The organism is Photobacterium rosenbergii (genome assembly GCF_033022775.1).
In the GTDB taxonomy this organism is placed as follows: Bacteria; Pseudomonadota; Gammaproteobacteria; order Enterobacterales; family Vibrionaceae; genus Photobacterium; species Photobacterium rosenbergii_A.
The window spans coordinates 850,092-870,107 of sequence record NZ_JAWJZI010000001.1 but is presented as its reverse complement, the minus strand read 5'-3'; the positions used below and the strand labels follow the sequence as shown (position 1 = coordinate 870,107).

Sequence of the window (20,016 nt, the reverse complement as noted above, 5' to 3'; positions counted from 1 at the left end):
TGCACCTAATAGGATAGCAGCTTTGGCAGTATCGACCTGACTTCCCTGCAAAAAGTAGAGGAAAGTATGATTAAACTTGTTGAACCAATAAGTTGATCACTTTTTGACAACTGGATAAGGGCTAACCAGCCGTGATGATTAACCCGAGAGGCTCGAGCAATTGCTCTTGCTGCCAATCACAGATCATGACGCCTTTTAGGCTAACACGCCGAGGGTCTAGCCCGTTGAGGTCAACGTGGCATAGGTTACATTCCTCGATATCAAACTGGCCCCAGCTATCGGCTGAGAATTCGCCTCGGCTGAGATCTGATCCCTTGAGGGAAGCGCCGACTAAATTGGCTCCTATCCAGCGGTTTTCAAATAACTCGCATTGCTCCAGTTTTTGGTTTTCCAGATTGGCGTAAGCTAGATTGCTGGCCGATATGTAGGCCGAGCAAAAGTAGTTATTTGTGGTCAAGTAGTTGGCAAAACTGGCTTGGGAGAAGTTGGCCCCTTTTAAGTTACAGGCTCGAAACTCGATAGCAAAACACTGCGCGCCACGGAAATTGGCCATACTGAGGTCACAGTCTTTGAAACTGGCTTCTTTGAGTTTGGTAAATTCGAAACGGCAACCTTCGACATCCCCGCGCTCTATGAATTGGCAATTGATGAATTCGGCTTCGTTTAAATTCGTTCTGCTGAAATTACAGCGGATAAAGGTACAGTTTTCGAATTTGCTGTATTCAAAGTCTTGCTCGGAAAAATCGTGGTCGAGATAGGTTTGGTCTTTCATTGGAGATCGCCAGTATTTGTGGTCTTTATGGGGGAAGAGTACCTGCAAAAACTGCTGTGAATCCAGAAAAATCTCAACTGAAAAACAACTTTTTTGAGTGTGTGAAAATGGCGAAAATAAGGGGGCAAAATAGCAATCTGGGTGGTTTTTTTAACTTGGCCGGATGTTCGGTTGTGTTTTTTAATATGTTTAAATGGCGGCGTATTAAGTGGCTTAAATTAGGCGTTATAGTAAAGGGTACTATTACAATAATTGTTGGCTGATATTTCAGCACTGGTGCGGGTGAATTTTAACCGCTGAGATTTGTGGTGCCAGAGTATGCTCTGGCACTTTGGCCATCAGGTAAGTAAAGGTGGTGTTGAGTGGGGGCCCGACTCAAATAGTGCCTAATTTGGAGAGCTTGCTATTTTACAAAGCCGAGGCTTGTACTCGGCTTCGATGATCTGTTACCCCTATCACTGTTTATTAACTTGAAACAAAAATGTGACTAGCCTGAGCATCCCTCATCATGTTTAAATTGCACAATATTCAAAAGAACATTGAAAACAGATTTCAGGGACTAACATGGTGACAATGAAAAGAGCAGCTGCAGGGATAGCAATGGCCTTTTTATCGCTCTCAGCAGCGGCTTCTAACACGCTTTCAGATACTCGCAGTGTGGGTATGGGCGGCGTTGGGGTAGCATCAGCCAATTATCTGACGGCGAGTTTTCATAACCCGGCACTGGCAACTCAAAACCAAACTCATGATCGTTTTGGAATGATTCTCCCTGTTGTAGGGGCGCGAGTTTATGATGGTGATGATCTTCATGATCGGGTAGATGACTTCCAGGATTTGAATGATCAGATAGCGTCGAATCCTGATCTTGAAGACCAATGGCGTGCAGCCTTGCTAGATCTCGATAATGAGCGCATTGATGGTGATGCCAATGTGGGTATGGTCATTGCGATCCCTAACCGCGTCGTCAGTAGCAACTTCTTTGTATCAAGTCATGTTACCGCTATCTTAACAACGGATATCGATGAGAGCGATTTAGAGAACAATGAGATTGTGAACTCTAATGCCCAAGGGGTTGTCGGGGGAACCGTCGACATTGGCTTGACCTTTGCCAAAGAGTTTATCTTTCTTGATCGCGACCTAAGCTTAGGTATTTCGCCGAAGTTCCAACAAATATTGGCTTACAACTACCAAGATAATATCGACACTTTCGATGATGATGACTTTGACTTCAGCTCCGATTATGTCGATAAGTCCGCGTTCAATGCTGATTTGGGCGCAGCTTATGCCTTAAGCCGCAATGTGATGTTGGGCTTGAGCGCACAGAACGTGTTTTCCCAGTCGCTGAAAACCAATATCAGCAATGGTACTCAGGCAACTTACGAGGTGAAGGCCCAATACACTGCAGCGGTTGCCTACAACCACCCCCGCTTCACTGTTGCTGCTGATGTTGATTTGAACAGCAAGCAACCTTTCAAAGAGAAATCATATAAGACCCAGTTCGCCCGCATCGGCCTTGAAGCGGATGCCTGGCGTTTGGCTCAGCTACGCTTGGGCTACATCCACAGCATGACCGACTATGCAGATGATCTGTTCACCGCAGGTATTGGCCTCAAGCCATTTGGCAAGTTTGGCTTGGATATAGCTGCATTGTATGGGGACGAAGATAACTACGGCGCTTCTGCACAGCTCGTCTTCCACTTCTAATATACCTAAGTAACTGAAGTCAATCGGGTATAACTCTTCTTGATGTGTTAGAAAAAGACGCTTGTTACAGTAATAACAAGCGTCTTTTTTACGTTTTTCTTAAACCTTAATCTCAATTATTTTGAGTGATTCATGAAACCTTGTTTTTCAAGGTAGTGAAGCACGGTTTCTGAAAAACCAACATGTGACTCACGGGTGTATTTCAGGCTGGTGTATATCTGCGCCAAATTTTGCACATCGGAAGCTTCTATTTTCGCTTTTATCTCGGGGTATGACATATAGCGATTCCAGCCATCGGTTTCGCGCTGGTGGTAGATAGCCTTAATTTCTTCATCGTTGTGATCGTGGTAGGTTTCGTTGTGAATCAAGCCATTCAACGGCAGGCGGTCTCTGGTTTGTGGCGCTTCATCTGCATAACCCAATGAATAGCCCACGACAGGGACAACACCCGGTGGCAGCTCTAGTATCTCACCGATCTTATCGCAATTTGCCAGCGTTGAGCCCATATAGCAAAGCCCAAGCCCCTTGGCTTCGGCAGCGATGGCAACATTTTGCGATACCAATGTTGCGTCAATGGCAGCAATCATAAAACTCATGAAGTTATCAAAGTTGGGTTTGGCGTCATTGAGCGCCAGCCACTTTTTCATTCGCCTGAAATCGGCGCAAAAGGTGAGTAGAACAGGGGCATCAACCACCATATTCTGCTGCATATGCGGCTCGAAGAGCGATTCTCGTCGGGCCTTATCTTTGGTCACTATGATGGAATATGACTGCATGTTTCCCGAAGATGATGCCCTGATCCCAGCTTGTAGGATCTCGTTAAGTGCATCGTCGCTTACAGGTTGGTCGGTATATTGGCGAATAGAGCGGTGGGAATGAAGGTGAGAAAGAATATCCACAGTGTGTCCTTACAGCGTGATGGAAAATAAATAACCAAGTCAATAATGACAATGGCTTCTGGATAATTTAAATGAAAACTACGCTGTTTGTAAGTAGAGGATGGTTGAGATAAGAAATATTGCTTCACAAAGTTATCGACAATTCTGTCTGCTCTAACTTCTAATGTCGTTCTTGATTGTTCGATAAAGCCCAGACTTTCTCTGTGAAAAGGCTGGGCTGAATCAAACAGTTTATCATTACAGGTTAACAGCAGAAGAATATACTAGAGCTGCCAAGTTATGGTTACCAGGTGTATTTAATACCAACACGGTAGCGGTTCTGACGTTCGTCGCTAATGCTATTCACTTTCACGTTACCGAGCTCAACGAATGGACGCCAGATGTCTCCATTTGTCGTTCTATAAATGTACAGTAAACGGAAATTATGCAGGTAGTCAGTTTTACCATCGTCAAATAGGTTCTGACCGTTGCTTTCCATTTCTCGCCAAATATTGAATTCGTATTGGAAGTCCCAGTTGCCGGTGTTGTAACCAAGCCAGGTGTCAAATTGTTGGATTTTCGAGTTATAGCTTTCGCCGTTCACACCTGTTTGGCTGTAATCCCACAGCTTCCACTTATATCGGCCTTGCAGGCGGAATCCATTGTCAAAGGCGTAATTCAAACGTGCATAGGGAACGTAAACAATACCAGCTGATGTGAAATCAAGTGAAGATCCGAGTAGGTAAACTGTATTATCGTTTAGTTTGTCGTAATAAAAGGCAGAAAATTCGGATCCGCTTAATGTCATGGAGTCGAAAGCACCGTCGTCGTTTGAGTAACGAGCGTCCAACTCAAAGCCAATGTTATTTCCCGTATCGAGGAATACCTTGAAACGGTCGCTATGCTTTTTTGATTCATCAGAGTATTGGTGGCGGTATTCAACCGTTGTTTTATAGTCGTTTGCGATAGCGTGCGATGCCGTTGCGAGAAGTATCGAAGCTGCTACGAATTTGATTGTTGTTTTCATCATTACCTTTCTAACTCTTATAGGATTGCGTAATTAATTAGGTGTAAGCTTTGGCGGTATAGGCTGGCACTTCTGTTGGTCGCCATGGGTCGCCAGTATGTTCAAGCCATGGAAGGAGCTCTTCCTCGACCAATTTTTTAATTAGGGTTTCGTTTTGTTCTGCAATGTTTTCCATTTGGTATGGATCGTTGACGTTGTCATGAAGGACAAAAGTGAGTGGTTTACCGATTTTTCTGTCAATCATCAGGGTGTACCGATCAGTACGTATACCGCGACGTCCGTACGACTGGCCGCCGTAAGGCATAAAGGTATAGATTTGCGAGGTCGGCCTACTATCACCTTCGATACCAGAAACGGTATTGGCATAATTGAAGCCTTCGACTGTGTCTGGAATTTGATCTGATATTCCCATTAAACCGAAAATGGTTGGGTAGATATCAGGTGCAGAGAACAGTAGATCATCAGTTTTTGGCGATAGTGTCCCCGGCCAGCGGAAGATCATTGGAATTCGCATTGATTCTTCATAATGAACATTCTTGGTAGGGTTGCCATTTGAGCCCATGCAACAGCCGTGATCTGAGAAAAAGACAACTAATGTATCTTCTTCTAATTTGAGGCGTTCTAGTTCATCGAGGATTCGGCCAAACTGCTCGTCAACGCCGTTAACCATAGCCATATATTCTTTGAAGTATTTGGGGCCGTACCCGTCTAGATACTCTTTATCCCAGTTAACATTCGGACGTGTATTAAGGCTTTCAGATGTTTCGCCTTTATATCGGTCTAGGTATTTTTGAGGGACTTGATCGTAAGGTGAATGCGGCGGATTCATCGAGACGACCAAAGTGAATGGCTGTTCACTATCTCGGTAATTGCCTCCTTCATTGCGTAGGTATTTTATGGCGATATCGGCTTCGTGCTCCGGGCTCCATTGGTCTATCTCAAGCGGTTTATCTCGTGGCGTATCATTGGTCCAATAAATAGGCTTCATATGAAGATCGTAGGTGCCATAGGCGTACCAAAAATCAAACCCATGGCGGCGATCTGGCGCTGTCCAATCGTTCCAATAACGACCTTCCATTGGGTTGTTATAGCTAGGTACAAAAGGGGCTTCTGGCGTATCAAGGTGCCATTTTCCGATATAGCCCATGCTGTAGCCATTGCGTTTCAGAATATCAGACCATGTAACGGTGCTTTTTTTCAGTTCAATACCAAAATCTTTGCCACCAAAATTTCCCTCCATGGCGGTATGGCTATTGCCCTGAATACCGTTGCGGTAAGGATATTGTCCAGTCATTAACATGCCGCGAAATGGTGTACATAACGGAAAGTTTGATACCGCTTGGCGTAGGAAGACTCCTTGTTTAGCAAACCGATTAATATTTGGTGTATCGGAGCGGTCTTGGTTCATAAAGCCTAAAGACTGGGTACGCATTTCATCTGGAAATACGATTAACAGGTTGGGCTTCTTCTTCTGAGGACTTTCAGAGCTTGTTGCAGCAAGAGAAGGTTGAGCTGAACTACAGCCTGTAGTTGCTGCTGTAGCGGCAACAGCACTGGTTGCTGCTATTCCTTTCAATATACTTCGTCGAGTTATGGACATGTAAGGCTCCTGAGGTTTCGATCTTCGGCGCAAACAAAATGAAAGTTTCTTGGTGTCATTTGGTTATGCTTGTTGTTCGTTTGTTTTTGTTGTTGCGTTGGTTGTGCTGAATCGTAAGTGATCGAAAGTTTGTTGGCTGTGTAATTGATCACAAAAAGTAAATCGAAAGGAAAGAAGACTGATTGTGAAAGTAAAGTGCGGCTTAGAAAAAGCAAAAGAAGGTGATTAGTGCTGGGATATTATGGTTTTTGGTTTGGCTTTCAACTTTTCGAAGGTTATCATAGGACTCAATGCGTAAGGTTACGTAAGTAAAGTGCAGGAATGCGAAAGATTGTGAAAGAGATCAAAAGTTTTCAACTTCCGTATTGTTGCTTTCGTTTTTAGGTGTAAGCTGTATTCGAAATCAAGCGAAAGGTATTTTGCTGGTTTCGTAAGGAGACAAGTAAAGTGAAAAGTGCTGTCGAAAGGCGAATGGAAATCGTAGACGTGGTTAACCGAGAAGGTAAAGCCCGTGTCGAGGACCTTGCTGCACAGTTTGATGTCTCAAGTGTCACTATTCGTAGCGACCTGAGTTTTTTGGAAAAAAATGGTTATGTGGTTCGTTCGCATGGCGCAGCTATTCCGAATACAGGGGTGATTGCAGAGCTTACCGTTCAAGAGAAACGCCGCCAGAATGCAGGTATTAAATCTTTGATTGGTCAAGCGGCTGCAAAGCTAATTGAAAGTGGTGACACCGTTATTCTAGATTCGGGTACTACTACGCGAGAAATCGCCTCCAGTCTTAAGTCGCTGGAAGATGTAGTGGTAATGACCAATGGTCTGGATGTTGCGATGGAGTTGGCATCGGCACCTGGTATAGAGGTATTGATGTCTGGTGGTGTGCTTCGTAAGAACGCATTGTCTTTTTCAGGCTCGCAAGCCGAGAGTAGCTTGAAGAATTACCGTTTCGATAAGGTTTTTCTTGGAGTAGATGGTTTTGATTTACGAGCCGGTATCACTACACATAACGAGCAGGAAGCGAGTTTAAACCGCTTGATGTGTGAAATTTCTGAACAAGTGATTGCTGTTGCGGATTCAAGTAAGTTTGGTAAACGCAGCTGCCACATGATTCGCGAGTTTGGAAATATTGATATCTTAGTAACTGATTCTGATATTCCTGAAGATTACTTACAAGGTCTTCGAGAAATGAAAGTAGACGTTATTATTGTAGAGAAAGACTACTAACTACTAGCTCCATAGTTGCATTTCAGATGTTGATTGTGGAGTTAGTACATGAACACCCTTCTTAATCTCGTTCAACGCCATAAAGCAGGCGAACAAATAGGTATTTACTCTGTTTGTTCGGCGCACCCTTTGGTGATTGAAGCCGCACTGATGCAAGCGTTGAGCGATGATTCTTTATTATTAATCGAAGCTACCTCCAATCAGGTCGATCAATTTGGCGGTTACACAGGGATGACTCCTGTAGATTTCCGTAACTTCGTTCTTAATAAGGCCGAGAGCCTTCAATTTCCAACTGAAAAGATCATTTTAGGTGGTGATCACCTTGGCCCTAACCGTTGGCAAGACTTGCCAGCCGAAGAAGCAATGGCAAAGGCCGATGACTTAATTGCAGCTTATGTCGCTGCAGGCTTTAAGAAAATACACCTTGATTGCAGTATGTCGTGTAAGGACGAGCCAGTACCACTTACTGATGAAGTGGTTGCAGAGCGTGCTGCCAGACTTGCTGTTATCGCAGAAAAAACTGCCTTGGAAACATTTGGTTGTAGCGATATTACTTATGTCATTGGCACTGAAGTTCCGGTGCCGGGTGGCGCTGCAGAAGAACTTGATGAGTTAGAAGTGACCTCCCCAGAGGCGGCTCGTAAAACTATCGATTGCCACCGAGCAGCTTTTTTAACCGCTGGTGTTTCTAGCTGTTGGGAACGTGTGATTGGCTTGGTTGTTCAACCAGGTGTTGAGTTTGACCATACTGGTGTGATTGATTACCGCCCTGAAAAAGCCCAAGCGCTTAGCTGTGTCGTCGATGACTATCAGCACCTTATCTTTGAAGCACACTCGACAGACTATCAAACCGACAAAGCATATCACGCGTTGGTACAAGATCATTTTGCAATATTGAAAGTCGGTCCCGCGCTAACGTTTGCAATGCGTGAGGCTCTATTCAATCTTTGCGAGATTGAAGAACAAATCACGGCTAAAGCGCACTGCTCGAATTTACGTGAAATGCTTGAACAGCAAATGTGCGAAGCTCCTGAATATTGGAATAAATATTATCAGGGTGATGAATCACAACAGCGCTTTGCCCGTTGCTACAGCTTCAGTGATCGTATTCGCTATTACTGGCCAAATCAGCAAATTAATCAAGCCCAAGAAAAACTCTTCGGCAATCTTTCTCGCTCAGGGATGCCACTGCCGCTATTAAGTCAATATTTGCCTGAACAGTTCCACGCCGTTCGTGAGGGCACAATTGAGTCAACGCCGAAGGCTCTTGTGTTAGACAAGATTCGTCAGGTACTTCGTAGCTATGCGAAGGCTTGCAAAACAAATAAAGGTTAAGAGGTAAATTATGAATCATTATCTGGGCTACTCAGAGAAAGAGCTAGAACGCTTAAAAGGCTATTGGACGGCAAAAGAAATTGAACAGCAACCAACTTGTTGGCGTGAAACCAGTGCAATTTTGTCTGAATGCAATGCCGTAATTCAAGAGTTCATGGCACCGGTGCTAGCGCAGCCGGAACTGCGGATTATTATGACTGGAGCTGGCACATCAGCATTTGCTGGCCGTGCTTTAGCGCCGCTGCTATCCGAAAAGCTAGAGCGCCGAGTTGAAGCTATTGCCACTACGGACATTGTTTCGAACCCAACTCAGTATTTTGCTGAAGATGTACCTACATTGTTGGTGTCTTTTGCTCGCTCGGGTAACAGCCCTGAAAGTGTTGCGGCGGTTGAGCTAGGTAAACAGTGCCTAACAAATTGTTACCATTTAGTACTGACCTGTAATGCTGAAGGCCAGCTATACAAAAATAGTTTAAATGATGACAAGTCACTATCGGTATTAATGCCAAAAGAAACAAATGATCAGTCATTTGCGATGACATCCAGCTTTTCTTCAATGATGTTGTCTGCGCTTTCGATTCTTGATAGCAAGAACGATTACACGAAAGTGATTGAAAATTTCAGCCAGTGTTCTGAGGTGTTGATCAAGGAATTTAATGCAAAAATAAGCGATATTGCCGCTTATGATATTCAACGTGTTATTTACCTTGGTAGTGGCGGTTTGCAAGGCCTCGCACAGGAATCAGCATTGAAGTTGCTTGAGCTTACTGCAGGTAAGGTCGTTGCAGCATTTGATTCGCCACTAGGCTTCCGCCATGGCCCTAAATCAATCGTTGATTCTAGAACAATGATTGTGGTTTTCATTTCAAATGATCCTCATACCCGAAAATATGATCTTGATTTACTTGCTGAACTTCGCCGTGACAATATTGCCGGCCAGGTTATTGCAATAACCGCGAAGCTTGATGATCGCGTTACAGAGGGCGATTACTGGCAACTACCACAGATGGATACGGCTACTGATGCAGAGCTGCTATTCCCATACATTCTTTTCGCTCAAATTTATTCTTTCCACCGTGCATTAGCACTGGGTAACACCCCTGATAACCCATGTCCGACCGGCGAAGTAAATCGTGTTGTACAAGGGGTAATTATTCACAAATTAAATAAGTAGAACAGGTAGAACAATTATGACTGCACCTAATATTGTCTGGACCCGTATCGACGAGCGTTTGCTTCACGGCCAAATCCGTATTACTTGGGGTAAACATACTGAAGCCAATCTTATTCTTGTTGCCAATGATGAAGCAGCAGAAGGCCCGAATGCCGCATTTATGCAGGCTGGAATGAAAGCGTCTGCGGGTGGTGAATACGCTGTTCGCTTCTTCTCTATCCAAAAGACGATTGATGTCATCCACAAGGCATCACCAAAGCAGAGTATCTTCGTGCTGTGTAATAACCCAACAGATGTTGCGCGCTTGGTTGAAGGCGGTGTGCCAATTACTCACTGTAATGTTGGCAACATGCACTTCCACGAAGGTAAAAAGCAAATTGCGAAAACAGTATCGGTTGATGACAAAGACATCCTAGCGTTTGAAAAGATGGTTGCACGCGGTGTGACATGTACGATTCAAAACACACCGGATCAAACCCCGATTGATGTATTAGAGCTGGCGAAAGAGTCTGCTTAATTTAACTCGGATTCCCCCTACAAACAGAGATTTACAAAAGGAATAAATCATGTTTTTTGAAGCTACGCTGGTTGCGATATGGGCGTTCTTCTGTGGTATCGATAAATACGATGTTGCGTTGAACATTCACCGTCCATTGATCACCGGTCCTGTCGTTGGCCTGATTATGGGCGACATGCAAATTGGTTTGATTGCTGGTGCAACACTTGAACTAGCTTGGTTGGGCCTAGTGCCTAACGCAGGTGCCCAGCCACCTGATGTCACACTTGGCACGATTGCTGCTGTTGCCTTTGCGGTAATGACGGGCCAATCAGCAGAAGTGGCAATGGGCGTAGGTATGCCAATTGCCGTACTTATGCAGATGCTAGTTATTGGTTTCTTCGCTGTAACATCATTCACTATGGGTAAAGCGGATCGCTATGCAGAGCGAGGTGATTCAGGCGGTATAGATAGGTTGCTGCTCTCCACCATTGGACTACGTGCACTTCTTTATTCCATCGTTGCTTTTGTTACGGTTTACTTTGGTGAGCATGCTGCAACCTGGATTGATGAAAATGCGCCAACAGTCTTGCTTGAAGGTCTAGGTATTGGTGCTCGTATGGTACCGGCAATCGGTTTTGCAATGCTTCTTAAGATTATGTGGTCAAAAGAAGTGGCTGGTGTGTTCTTTATTGGTTTCGTAATGACAACCTATCTACACCTACCTGTCATGGCGGTAGCGGTACTAGGTGCGTCAGCAGCGGCACTGTACTACTTCTTCAGCGGTAACAATGGAAATGGCAACGGAAACAACCAAGTAGAGGAATTCGAAGATGGCATCTGATATCACAGCGGGCAAGCTAACCGACAAAAAAGCTGACGAGCATGTAAACCTGGTTGATGGTGTAGATGCTTATGAAGATACCGAAGTACGCAAAGTTATTACCAAAAAGGATCTGTGGATATGTTCTATCCGTGGCCTGTTCATGGAGGGTAACTTCAATTTCGAGCGTATGCAGGCCGGTGGTTTTGCTTACTCTATCATCCCTGCATTGAAAAAGATCCACGGTAACAATAAACGTGACTTTGCTAAGTCTTTGAAGAACCACCTACAGTTCTTCAATGCGAGTCCTAAGCTGTTTACTTTCTTGCTCGGTACTGCCATTGCAATGGAAGAAAACAAAGAAAAGCCATCGACTGTCAACGTTATGAAAGTGGCTGGCATGGGGCCAACTGGTGGTATCGGTGATGCTATCGACCACATGACGTTGATGCCGCTTACCCTAGCACTGGGTGCATCGATTGCAATTGAAGGCTCGATTGCAGGTCCATTCGTATTCTTTGCTCTGTACCAAGTTGTGCACTTCTTTGTCTATTTTGCTCTGATGTTCATGGGTTACAAAGCGGGCACTGCAGCGATGGTTAACCTCAGTGATGCAACTGAGCGCTTGGCCAAAGCGGCGAATATCATGGGTATCTTTGTTATCGGGGCACTCTCGGCCACCTTCATACGGGTCCAGACCACAGCATCGGTCGAACTCGGGGGTAAAACGGTCGAATTACAAGAGGCGCTGTTCGACAAGATAATGCCCAACCTATTACCGCTGTGTTTAGTGTTCTTTATGTTCAAGATGGTGAAGGGCACTGGCTTCTGGGCGAAACCCCCAGTGCTGATTTTTGCAACTTTGGCCAGTGGTGTTATCGGACACGCCTTAGGCATTCTGTAACAAACCCATTTAGGCAATTAAATACATAAGTAATAGGTAAAAAGGGGGCACATGCAGCCCCCTTAGTAAGGATTTTTAAATGATTGGTATTGTAGTTTCAGGTCACATTAATTTTGCAACGGGCATGGGGTCAGCAGTAAAAGCGATTGCTGGTGAGCAAGATCAGCTTGAGTTTATCGACTTTGTTGAATCAATGTCGACCGACGAGCTAGAAGCTGAACTTCGTCAGGCTGCAAAGCGTGTTGATAGTGGAGAAGGTGTGCTGTTCCTGACTGACATTCCTGGTGGTTCACCTTGTAACCGCGCTCTCGCAATAATGATGGATACGGATAATGTTGAGCTAATCGCCGGTGTTAATTTACCGATGATCGCTAATGCAGCATTCGAACGTGATGGCGCAGAGCTGAAAGAATTGGTTGAAACGCTACTAGACATTGGCGGTTCATGCATGCAAGACATGCGTAAAGAGCTAGAAGCTGTGATGGCCCCAGAGCCAGAACTAAAATGTGAAGACGGATTGTAATTATGCACTATGCCTTGCTTGCTGATCAGGTATTTACACCTGAAGGGATCAAAACTGACACCGCTGTGGTTGTGGCTGATGGAAAGATCGAAGCCATTACAGCAATAATACCAACAGATTGCGAGGTTATTCGGCTAACGGGCCATTCGTTAATGCCGGGGTTTATTGATATCCATATTCATGGTCGGCAGGGTTTTGATGTCATGGATGCAACCGATGAAGCGTTGCAGGCCATTGGTGAAGCATTACCGCAAACAGGGGTTGTTGGCTGGGTTGGAACGACCGTAACAGCCCCTTGGAATGATATTTTACTCGCCCTCAAGCAAGTTCGTTCGTTTTCCGAGCAGCCACAAGGATATTGTGCTGAATTGTTGGGTAGCTTTCTTGAAGGTCCATATTTTACCGAGCCTCACCGGGGTTCACATCCGCCCGCTTATCTAAAAGCGCCAACACTCGATGAACTTCGCCAATTACGCGAAGCTGGCGGTGCTTCATTGTTGCGTGCAGCCGTTGCGCCTGAGGCCGAAGGGGCGATGGAAGCGATCAGCTGGTTAAGCGAACACCATATAAAAACATCGGTTGCCCATACCGATGCAACATTCGAACAAGTGACAGAAGCCCATCGGCACGGTGCTGATTGTGGCGTGCACCTGTTCAATGGTATGCGCGGTTTACACCATCGAGAGCCGGGGTGCTGCGGAGCGGTGCTTTACCATGACATGTTGGCTGAACTCATAGCAGATGGAGTCCATGTTAATCCGGTGATGATGCAGCTGGCTTACCGTATGAAAGGTTATCAAGGTATTGCCCTTATTACTGACTGCATGCGGGCTGGAGGCCTTTCTGATGGCGATTATCAGCTGGGGGCCCAGACCATTACGGTAACCAACGGTGAGGCAAGAAGCCCGTGCGGTTCATTGGCGGGTAGCACCTGTAGCTTGGATCAGGCCATTCGCAACATGGTCTTCGATACCAAAGTGCCGGCTTGGGAAGCGGTACAGATGGCTTCGTCGGTACCGGCTAAATATCTTGGTATCGAAGACCGCCTTGGCAGCATTTGTGAAGGTATGGACGCGAGCTTAACCATCATGAATACAGCATTAGAGGTGCAAGGAACAATAATTCGGGGCGAGTGGGTATACCGTGGCCCAGATATGAATTAATAGCCACAAGCCCGCCTTCAATGCAGAACAATGAATTTTGAGAGGTTTTACAATGGATATTCGTCAACCGATTCATAGCGTACATGCCAAACAGCTAGATACTGAAGGGCTAAGGGAGCAGTTCCTGATCGAAGGTATGTTCCAGCAAGGGAAAATAAACCTAACTTACAGCCATATCGATCGCATTATTGTTGGTGGCGCAGTGCCAACTACTGAGGCTTTGTCGCTTGAAGGTGGCAAAGAGCTAGCTGTGGATTTCTTTCTTGAACGCCGTGAACTGGGAGCCATCAATATAGGCGAGCCGGGCCTTGTAACCGTTGACAGCGAGACATTCGAAATTGGTCACCGTGAAGCTATTTATGTGGGTAAAGGGGCTAAAGAAGTGCTATTTACTAGCGTGTCCGAACAGAAGCCAGCGCGTTTTTATGTCAATAGCGCACCTGCCCATATGACATATCCGACACGTAAAATTACCCGTGAAGATACCTCGCCAGAAACACTGGGCAATCAGGAAAACTGTAACGTCCGCACGATCAATAAATATCTTCACCCTGCGGTATTACCTACCTGCCAGCTGACAATGGGATTAACAGAGCTAGCACCGGGAAGTTTGTGGAACACGATGCCGTGCCATACCCATGAGCGTCGTATGGAAGTGTATCTGTATTTCAATATGAAAAATGACAACATTGTTTTTCATTACATGGGTGAACCACAAGAAACTCGCCACATTGTCATGCGCAACGAACAAGCGGTGATCAGTCCAAGTTGGTCAATTCACTCTGGGGTAGGTACGGCTGCATATACTTTTATTTGGAGTATGGTGGGCGAGAATCAAACCTTCCACGATATGGATCATATCGCGATGTGCGATCTTAAATAACCTCATCTCTTACTAATTAATGTTACGGCTAATATTATTGGCTCGATATTACGAGCCTGCCGTATCGTCGTGAATGATTATCAGGAATTAAAATGACTAAATTTGATTTAACTAATAAAGTTGCCATTGTTACCGGTTGTAATACTGGCCTTGGGCAAGGTATGGCTTTAGGGTTGGCAAAAGCGGGTGCAGATATAGTTGGTATTGGCCATGTTGAGGCTACTGACACGCAAAAGCAAATTGAAGCACTTGGCCGTAAATTTCATTACATTACTGCGAACTTAATGGAGCAAGACAACCTTGAAGTACTGGTTGCTGAAGCAGCTGAAGTGATGGGACAGGTTGATATTCTTGTAAATAACGCAGGTATTATTCGCCGTGAGGATGTTTTAGAGTTTTCTAAAGAAAATTGGGATGATGTCATTAACATTAACCAGAAAACATTATTCTTTTTATCTCAGGCTGTGGCTAAGCAATTTGTTAAACAAGGTAGTGGCGGAAAAATTATAAATATTGCCTCAATGTTGTCTTTCCAAGGTGGTATACGTGTTCCTTCTTATACGGCAAGTAAATCTGCGGTTATGGGCTTAACACGTGCATTGGCGACTGAGCTGGCTGAGCATAATATTAATGTGAACGCGATTGCCCCAGGCTATATGGCAACGGATAACACCGAGGCTCTGCGTGCTGATGAAGCGCGTAATGCCGCGATTCTTGAGCGTATTCCTGCTAATCGCTGGGGATCACCTTCAGATCTGGAAGGCCCTGCTGTATTCCTGGCTTCTTCTGCGAGTGATTACGTAAATGGATACACTATTGCTGTTGATGGCGGTTGGTTGGCACGCTAAGGGGCTATGATGACATTTGGAACCAAGCAACACATCCTTGAGACGATGAAATGTGTTTATCGCTATCAGGCGGCAAACCAAACTCGCAGTGTGATACGCCGCAGTGGCAAAACTCGCTTTATTAAAGATACTGACTGGGAGCGCGGGGTATTCTGGTCTTGCGTTGCCGCAGCATGGAAAGCAACAGAAGACAAAGAATATTTAAATGGGGTTATGGACTACACCCTACATACTGGTTTTAGAACGGGAGCATTTCCTCGTTTTGCTGATGACCACGTATGTGCCCAAGCTTATCTGGATGTGTATCCCGAAATAAACACCCCTGAAGCGCTTGAATCGACCATTATGGCGTTTGATATAATGCTTGATGATCCGAAACCGGGTCATCGTGATTGGTGGTGGGTCGATTCATTGTTCATGGCGCCGCCCGCTTTTGCTGCGTTGTCTAAAGTGACTGGTGAGCGTAAGTATGTTGATTACATGCATACGGCGTTTTGGGACTCAATTGATCACCTTTATGATCCTGACACGAAGTTGTTCTACCGTGACTACCGTTACATGCCTACAGAAGTTGGTCAGAAATATCGTGATGAGTTTGGCGACGGTGGGGCAGAACTTCGTGAAGCCAACGGTGAGAAGGTGTTTTGGTCGCGTGGAATAGGCTGGATGCTGGCAGCTGTACCACGATTGATGGCACGCTTCCCGGATGACTTTGACCAGCAACAGCCCTATCTTGAGTTGTTCAACAACTTGGCTGTAGAAGTGATCAAGTACCAGCAGGATGATGGCTTCTGGCGTACCAGTTTGCTCGATCCTGAAAACTTCCCAGCGCCAGAAAGTAGCGCAACATCCCTGTTCTGTTATGGCCTTGCATGGGGTATCAATACAGGCCAGCTTGATCGTGAAACTTACTTACCGGTGGTAGAAAAAGCATGGCAAGCACTGCAGGGCTGTATTCATGACAACGGCATGATTGGGTGGGTCCAGCTTCCTGCATTTAATCCGAGAGATGTGAACTTTGAACACAATATCGATTATGGTGCGGGCGCGTTTCTATTGGCGGCCACAGAAATCGCCAAGCTAGCTGACTAAGCTAAGGCTATAGAGCTGAAGAACCGATCATGACAATACCCAGCCTTGCTGGGTATTTTTTTATCATAGGGGAGAGCGCGATGTATCAATTAGTAGTCTCAGATTTAGATGGAACAATGCTGACACCCGACCATGTTATTGGTCAATATACCAAAAGTATCTTGGAGCAGTGGGTAGAAAAGGGATGCCATTTTGTATTTGCTTCAGGGCGTCACCATCTTGATGTGTTTGGCATTCGTGAGTACCTAGGGTTACCTGCCTATGTTATCAGTGCCAATGGCGCCCGTGTTCATGATCCTGATGGCAACCTTGTGCTGGGCCATGATGTACCTGGTGATATCATTGAGCGAGTACTCGCCAAGGTCTGGGACGATAAATCACTAACCGTTCACCTGTTCCAAGATACAGGCTGGCTGTCGAGTCGAAAGAACGAAAATATTGAGAAATACCACCGTATTAGTGGCTTTAGTTACTCGTTATTTCATCACGCCACTTTGAAACCAGAGAATATTGCGAAATTGTCGCTGACCTATCCAGATCATCAATATCTAGTTCAATATGAGCAGATCCTCTCGCCGATGCTTGAAGGTGTGGCAAATGTCATGTTTTCCAGCCCGTTTTGCTTAGAGGTAACAGCCCCGAAGGCAACCAAAGGTAACGCCCTTGAAGTGGTAATAGCAAAGCTCGGTATTGCACGGGAGCAAACCTTGGCCTTTGGTGATGCCATGAATGATAAAGAGATGCTGGAGTATGCGGGAAAAGGGCTAATTATGGCCACAGCGCAAGAGCGATTGAAGCAATGCTTGCATCGTCATGAGGTGATAGGCTGCTGTGCCGATGAAGCCGTGGCAAACTATATTGCGGCTTATTTGTAGTGGGATGGAGGCTTGTGTATCAAGCCTCCTCTACTGTTGGGCTTTAAGTGCTGTTCTTTTCTAGACGTAGTTGTTATACATTTTATTCTACAGTTTTCATTTTACTGTTTTGGTAGGTTTCGATGGTGATATTCTTGGGGGAAATGTATTTTACTTTCTTTCATTATGTCAGCTGTGTGATCTTCGTTATCTTTCAATTCTTCTCTTTTGCTAACGTTATCGTCTAATTATTACGCAATGTCGGAGGTATAAATGAGAACGCTCCCCTTAGTTGTTTCAATTACAGCAGCATTAGCAATGGCTTCATTGCCCGTATGGGCAACAACAGCTGACACTAACTCACAAAACCGAACAGAATTAACTGGCGCGATCCAGCGAGACTTTCAGGAATTAAGACTTCGCTGGGCCGAAAACTATCTTGGCGATCCGGATATTCCTTTCGATGACAGGCTAAATCAGATGGTGGTCAGCACTAACAACAATGCCTATAACCAGTGGCAAGCGATGAATACAAATGTCGACCGTGAAAGCCTTTGGGATGATTTATGGTTGAATGAAAGTACAGAGGAAGGGCGTGTAGTTCTCGGACAAAATATTCGGGCGTCTTACCAGCGTATTTTTACGATGGCAAAAGCCTACCGATTGAGAGATGGCCAATATCAAAATGATCCCGAGCTTCTGGCGGCAATTGTTGACGGCATGGATTTTCTAAATACCCATTATTATAAAGTAGGGGCTAAAGAGTGGGGTAATTGGTGGAATTGGGAGTTAGGCACTCCACGTGATGTTCATAATATTCTGAGTTTAATCTATGACGATGTACCGCAATCTTTGGTAACGAATCATTTGAATGCGACCGAATACTTTACACCTGAAGCAACTCATTTAGGTGCAGGTCCTGGTGCCGCGTGGTCAACTAACCCGAACTATAGGGAATCAACTGGTGGTAATAGAACGGATAATACTCAAGTAGTGTTATTGCGTGGGGTGCTTGGAAATAATGCTGCTGAAATTGAAGAAGCCATAGCCGCATTGCCTCCTGTATTGGAGTATGTGACAACCAGTGATGGTTTCTACCAAGATGGTTCATTTTTACAGCATTATGATATTGCTTATAACGGAACATACGGCAATGTATTGCTGAATGGGCTAGGGCTTCAGCTGAACTTAGTGGCAGGTTCGCCATGGGAGGCAACGGATCCTGCCTTACAAGAGGTTTACCCAATAATCTATAAGAGTTATGAACCGCTTCTTTATAAAGGAACAATGCTTGAGTTTGTCAATGGGCGTGCTATTTCGAGACCACAGGAGCAAGGTCATGATGTTGGTCACCAAGTTATGCGCTCGATACTGCATTACATAGATGGGGCAACCCCGGAAGATAAAGCTCGCCTAGAATCTATGCTCAAAACTTTAATTAATGAAGATACCTTCCAAGACTTCTTTTCTTCAACCAGTAATGTTGTGAATTACCAGAAATCAGTTGCGCTAGTGAATGACGATACTATTCCTGAGCGTGGCGAGTTGATTGGCCATTACAGCTATCCATCCATGGAACGGGCTATTCATCGCAGGGATGGTTGGTTATTTAGTGTTGCAATGCACTCTAGCCGTTTAGGTAACTATGAGTGTATGAATGAGGAAAACCGCAAGGGATGGTATACCGGTGATGGTATGACTTATCTCTACAATACCCAATTAGGGCATTACACTGATTTTTGGCCAGTCGTCGATAGCTATAAGCTGGAAGGTACAACGGTTGATAGTCAGCAAATGCAGGAATGTGAAGGTCAGCGCAACGAAATTAAAGGCGGTCGTAAAGCTGATATGGATTGGGTCGGTACCCTGAAGTTAGGTGATTACGGTATTGCCGGAATGGACTTCTATAACTGGGATGAAACGCTAACGGCAAAAAAATCTTGGTTTATGCTGGATGATGGAGTGGTGATGTTAGGCTCAGATATTGAGTCTTCTATTGGTGCTGAATTATCAACCGTTATTGCTAACCGTAAGGTCGCTGATGAAGGACTTACGAATATCTATGTGAATGGTGAGTTGTGGGAAAATAGCCAAGGCAGTTTGGAGAATGTGTTGACCTTAAGTATCCGTAATGCTGAGCTAGCAGGTAGCGACTTAAGTTATGTTTTCTTAGCGCCAACTGATTTAGAGTTGAAACGTGAGCTGCGATTAGGTGACTGGTCAGATATCGGTACCCGAGATGGGGAGGCATCTGCGACGTTTATTTCAGCCGAGCAGAAGCATGAGAGTGAACATAATAGTTACGCTTATGTATTGTTGCCAAATGCAAGTAGTCAGAGTCTGGAACAATTTTCGGAAAATCCACAGCTAGATATTTTGCAGAATGATCATCAAGCCCACGCAATTTTTGATCACTCGCTAGAGCTACTGGCAGCTAACGTATGGAGTGAGCAGGAAGTTGTTATTAATCCATTGCTCACCACATACAGCCCTATGGCGATTATGCTTCAAGGTGGCGAGGATGATGAGCTGAAAGTTGCTGTAACCGATCCATTGCAAATTCAAACTTTTGTTCGCTTTAAGCTTGGCCATGGAGCCCAGATAAAGTCTGATCCTCAAGGGAGGGTGCAGCAGCACTCAGAGACAGAGTTTGTGGTTGATGTTTCTGGGTTGCAGGGTATGAGTTACCAATTTACTGTGAAGTAAGTGCCTAAAA

Annotated in this window: 19 protein-coding genes; 15 read left to right on the top strand and 4 right to left on the bottom strand. The window is 45.1% G+C overall.

What is annotated here, in order from left to right:
* Positions 1 to 121 precede the first annotated feature (121 nt).
* Complete coding sequence (locus tag R2X38_RS03965) at positions 122 to 772, bottom strand: Qnr family pentapeptide repeat protein (protein ID WP_317520809.1); 651 nt, start codon at positions 770 to 772, stop codon at positions 122 to 124.
* On the opposite strand from R2X38_RS03965, the gene R2X38_RS03960 reads away from it, so the two are divergent.
* Both R2X38_RS03960 and traF read left to right on the top strand, forming a co-directional pair.
* Positions 772 to 1,035, top strand: a complete 264-nt coding sequence (locus tag R2X38_RS03960) for a hypothetical protein (RefSeq protein WP_317520808.1) — start codon at positions 772 to 774, stop codon at positions 1,033 to 1,035. The two genes, R2X38_RS03965 and R2X38_RS03960, sit on opposite strands and share 1 nt — an antisense overlap.
* 310 nt (positions 1,036 to 1,345) lie before the next feature.
* On the top strand, positions 1,346 to 2,476 hold the full coding sequence (gene traF, locus R2X38_RS03955; RefSeq protein WP_317520807.1) for a conjugal transfer protein TraF: 1,131 nt from the start codon (positions 1,346 to 1,348) through the stop codon (positions 2,474 to 2,476).
* Positions 2,477 to 2,592: 116 nt separating this feature from the next.
* On the opposite strand, the gene R2X38_RS03950 is transcribed toward traF, so the two are convergent.
* The 3 genes from R2X38_RS03950 to R2X38_RS03940 all read right to left on the bottom strand — a co-directional run bounded on the left by R2X38_RS03950 (position 2,593) and on the right by R2X38_RS03940 (position 5,981).
* A complete protein-coding gene (locus R2X38_RS03950; protein ID WP_317520806.1) occupies positions 2,593 to 3,375 on the bottom strand; it encodes a nitroreductase family protein in 783 nt (260 codons plus the stop codon).
* 283 nt (positions 3,376 to 3,658) lie between these two features.
* Complete coding sequence (locus R2X38_RS03945) at positions 3,659 to 4,381, bottom strand: oligogalacturonate-specific porin KdgM family protein (RefSeq protein WP_317520805.1); 723 nt, start codon at positions 4,379 to 4,381, stop codon at positions 3,659 to 3,661.
* Positions 4,382 to 4,418: 37 nt separating this feature from the next.
* Positions 4,419 to 5,981 carry a sulfatase gene (locus R2X38_RS03940; protein ID WP_317520804.1) on the bottom strand — a complete coding sequence of 521 codons (1,563 nt, stop codon included), beginning with the start codon at positions 5,979 to 5,981 and terminating at the stop codon, positions 4,419 to 4,421.
* A 447-nt stretch (positions 5,982 to 6,428) separates the two neighbouring features.
* On the opposite strand from R2X38_RS03940, the gene agaR reads away from it, so the two are divergent.
* The 13 genes from agaR (at position 6,429) to R2X38_RS03875 (ending at position 20,006) form a co-directional block, all read left to right on the top strand.
* Positions 6,429 to 7,205 carry a transcriptional repressor AgaR gene (agaR, locus tag R2X38_RS03935; RefSeq protein WP_317520803.1) on the top strand — a complete coding sequence of 259 codons (777 nt, stop codon included), beginning with the start codon at positions 6,429 to 6,431 and terminating at the stop codon, positions 7,203 to 7,205.
* Between the two features lie 48 nt (positions 7,206 to 7,253).
* The gene (gene kbaZ / locus R2X38_RS03930; protein WP_317520802.1) at positions 7,254 to 8,540 is read left to right on the top strand and encodes a tagatose-bisphosphate aldolase subunit KbaZ; all 1,287 of its coding nucleotides are present in this window, start codon (positions 7,254 to 7,256) and stop codon (positions 8,538 to 8,540) included.
* A gap of 10 nt (positions 8,541 to 8,550) precedes the next feature.
* Positions 8,551 to 9,714, top strand: a complete 1,164-nt coding sequence (locus tag R2X38_RS03925; RefSeq protein WP_317520801.1) for an SIS domain-containing protein — start codon at positions 8,551 to 8,553, stop codon at positions 9,712 to 9,714.
* A 16-nt stretch (positions 9,715 to 9,730) separates the two neighbouring features.
* Positions 9,731 to 10,231: a PTS N-acetylgalactosamine transporter subunit IIB gene (gene agaV, locus R2X38_RS03920; protein WP_317520800.1), complete on the top strand. Its 501-nt coding sequence runs from the start codon at positions 9,731 to 9,733 to the stop codon at positions 10,229 to 10,231.
* 49 nt (positions 10,232 to 10,280) lie between these two features.
* On the top strand, positions 10,281 to 11,054 hold the full coding sequence (gene agaW / locus R2X38_RS03915) for a PTS N-acetylgalactosamine transporter subunit IIC (protein ID WP_317520799.1): 774 nt from the start codon (positions 10,281 to 10,283) through the stop codon (positions 11,052 to 11,054).
* Complete coding sequence (locus tag R2X38_RS03910) at positions 11,044 to 11,937, top strand: PTS system mannose/fructose/sorbose family transporter subunit IID (RefSeq protein WP_317520798.1); 894 nt, start codon at positions 11,044 to 11,046, stop codon at positions 11,935 to 11,937. Before agaW ends, R2X38_RS03910 begins: the two co-directional genes overlap by 11 nt.
* A 79-nt stretch (positions 11,938 to 12,016) precedes the next feature.
* Positions 12,017 to 12,460 carry a PTS galactosamine/N-acetylgalactosamine transporter subunit IIA gene (gene agaF / locus R2X38_RS03905; protein ID WP_317520797.1) on the top strand — a complete coding sequence of 148 codons (444 nt, stop codon included), beginning with the start codon at positions 12,017 to 12,019 and terminating at the stop codon, positions 12,458 to 12,460.
* Positions 12,461 to 12,462: 2 nt separating this feature from the next.
* Positions 12,463 to 13,623 (top strand): N-acetylglucosamine-6-phosphate deacetylase, encoded by a 1,161-nt coding sequence (nagA, locus tag R2X38_RS03900; protein WP_317520796.1) that lies wholly within the window; start codon positions 12,463 to 12,465, stop codon positions 13,621 to 13,623.
* 52 nt (positions 13,624 to 13,675) lie between these two features.
* Complete coding sequence (gene kduI, locus R2X38_RS03895) at positions 13,676 to 14,506, top strand: 5-dehydro-4-deoxy-D-glucuronate isomerase (protein ID WP_317520795.1); 831 nt, start codon at positions 13,676 to 13,678, stop codon at positions 14,504 to 14,506.
* A 92-nt stretch (positions 14,507 to 14,598) separates the two neighbouring features.
* A complete protein-coding gene (gene kduD / locus R2X38_RS03890; protein WP_317520794.1) occupies positions 14,599 to 15,354 on the top strand; it encodes a 2-dehydro-3-deoxy-D-gluconate 5-dehydrogenase KduD in 756 nt (251 codons plus the stop codon).
* Positions 15,355 to 15,363: 9 nt separating this feature from the next.
* Complete coding sequence (locus tag R2X38_RS03885; protein ID WP_317520793.1) at positions 15,364 to 16,446, top strand: glycoside hydrolase family 105 protein; 1,083 nt, start codon at positions 15,364 to 15,366, stop codon at positions 16,444 to 16,446.
* A gap of 80 nt (positions 16,447 to 16,526) precedes the next feature.
* Positions 16,527 to 17,321 carry a Cof-type HAD-IIB family hydrolase gene (locus R2X38_RS03880; RefSeq protein WP_317520792.1) on the top strand — a complete coding sequence of 265 codons (795 nt, stop codon included), beginning with the start codon at positions 16,527 to 16,529 and terminating at the stop codon, positions 17,319 to 17,321.
* A 252-nt stretch (positions 17,322 to 17,573) separates the two neighbouring features.
* Positions 17,574 to 20,006, top strand: a complete 2,433-nt coding sequence (locus R2X38_RS03875) for a polysaccharide lyase 8 family protein (protein WP_317520791.1) — start codon at positions 17,574 to 17,576, stop codon at positions 20,004 to 20,006.
* Positions 20,007 to 20,016 lie beyond the last annotated feature (10 nt).

Coding starts and splice junctions, on each gene's coding strand:
- kduI (WP_317520795.1), top strand. CDS start 13,676: ATGGATATTCGTCAACCGATTCATAGCGTACATGCCAAACAGCTAGAT.
- traF (WP_317520807.1), top strand. CDS start 1,346: ATGAAAAGAGCAGCTGCAGGGATAGCAATGGCCTTTTTATCGCTCTCA.
- nagA (WP_317520796.1), top strand. CDS start 12,463: ATGCACTATGCCTTGCTTGCTGATCAGGTATTTACACCTGAAGGGATC.
- R2X38_RS03925 (WP_317520801.1), top strand. CDS start 8,551: ATGAATCATTATCTGGGCTACTCAGAGAAAGAGCTAGAACGCTTAAAA.
- R2X38_RS03885 (WP_317520793.1), top strand. CDS start 15,364: ATGACATTTGGAACCAAGCAACACATCCTTGAGACGATGAAATGTGTT.
- agaV (WP_317520800.1), top strand. CDS start 9,731: ATGACTGCACCTAATATTGTCTGGACCCGTATCGACGAGCGTTTGCTT.
- agaW (WP_317520799.1), top strand. CDS start 10,281: ATGTTTTTTGAAGCTACGCTGGTTGCGATATGGGCGTTCTTCTGTGGT.
- agaF (WP_317520797.1), top strand. CDS start 12,017: ATGATTGGTATTGTAGTTTCAGGTCACATTAATTTTGCAACGGGCATG.
- R2X38_RS03875 (WP_317520791.1), top strand. CDS start 17,574: ATGAGAACGCTCCCCTTAGTTGTTTCAATTACAGCAGCATTAGCAATG.
- R2X38_RS03940 (WP_317520804.1), bottom strand. CDS start 5,981: ATGTCCATAACTCGACGAAGTATATTGAAAGGAATAGCAGCAACCAGT.
- R2X38_RS03880 (WP_317520792.1), top strand. CDS start 16,527: ATGTATCAATTAGTAGTCTCAGATTTAGATGGAACAATGCTGACACCC.
- R2X38_RS03965 (WP_317520809.1), bottom strand. CDS start 772: ATGAAAGACCAAACCTATCTCGACCACGATTTTTCCGAGCAAGACTTT.
- kbaZ (WP_317520802.1), top strand. CDS start 7,254: ATGAACACCCTTCTTAATCTCGTTCAACGCCATAAAGCAGGCGAACAA.
- R2X38_RS03910 (WP_317520798.1), top strand. CDS start 11,044: ATGGCATCTGATATCACAGCGGGCAAGCTAACCGACAAAAAAGCTGAC.
- kduD (WP_317520794.1), top strand. CDS start 14,599: ATGACTAAATTTGATTTAACTAATAAAGTTGCCATTGTTACCGGTTGT.
- R2X38_RS03945 (WP_317520805.1), bottom strand. CDS start 4,381: ATGAAAACAACAATCAAATTCGTAGCAGCTTCGATACTTCTCGCAACG.